General features: G+C 38.1%; 1 protein-coding gene. It reads right to left on the reverse strand.

Going from position 1 to position 953, the window contains the following annotated elements; genetic code table 11:
- Window positions 1–320: 320 nt before the first annotated feature.
- Window positions 321–953: RhuM family protein (gene rhuM, locus ABN217_RS19015; protein ID WP_349459820.1), on the reverse strand; the 633-nt coding region annotated here is incomplete at its 5' end.

Consider the following 953-nt stretch of genomic DNA (forward strand, 5'->3'; position numbering starts at 1 on the left):
ATGCTAAGCAGGCAAAAACATACAAATCTTATGTGGGTATACTTAATTCGAGGTGTTATTGTGGGGGAAAAACACAGAGGTAATTATGGATACTGAGCAAGATGTAATCTATATGCGTATATGTCAAATGGTAGGCAGAGCTGTAATGCTGTTGAACGAATCAAAGCATAACGTCACTAGTGAGCGTATATCCGCAATACTAAAAGAACAAAGAGAAAGTGAACGGGATAAGCAGTCAATTGCTATATACGGGATAGCTATAGATTTGATGGGCGGATAGGGCACAAAAAAGCCCTCGCGGGGAGGGCTAAAGTAATAATTTAATCTTCATCATCAAACAGGTCGTTATATTCACCATATGCCATTAATTCTGGGTCATACACATATCCTGCTTTTTCTATAATCCGTTTTTTCTTGAATAGTTTATATTGACGCTGAGCATGTTCATTGGCTTCGTCACGCAGAGCTGCTCCATTTCTGCTATCAGGAAGCAATTCATATTCATTAAATAACAGTAATTTATCTACATGGTCATTCAATGACCTCATAGTCATCATCTTTCCCTTTAGAGCTGTTGATTCAGCATGTAAAAGGAATTGCTCTGATAGGAGGTTCATTCTATATAACTCAGTTTCTTTGAGGTAGTTCTTACCAACGGTTACTTCTTTTTGTGTTGGTGAAACTCCAGCAAAGGTACTTAGACCCATATTATCATCTTCATGGTTGGCTCTATCTAGGATCAACCTAGCGCTAACCATTCCTGTTATTGCATAGTGAAACTTATCTTGCATCTTTGAGTAGAAATTTCTAACTTCTTGAGATCTACTATCATAATCAGAAGCACTTTCTTTGAAGCAATCTTTCAGTTTGTCATAAACATGACGCTCATCAGCCCTGATAGCTCGAATTTTGGCAGCTAGTTCATTGGCTTTTTCTGGTGATTCACGTAGTGC

The sequence above is a fragment of the Proteus sp. fly-1067 genome, assembly GCF_040139345.1.
In the GTDB taxonomy this organism is placed as follows: Bacteria; Pseudomonadota; Gammaproteobacteria; order Enterobacterales; family Enterobacteriaceae; genus Proteus; species Proteus vulgaris_B.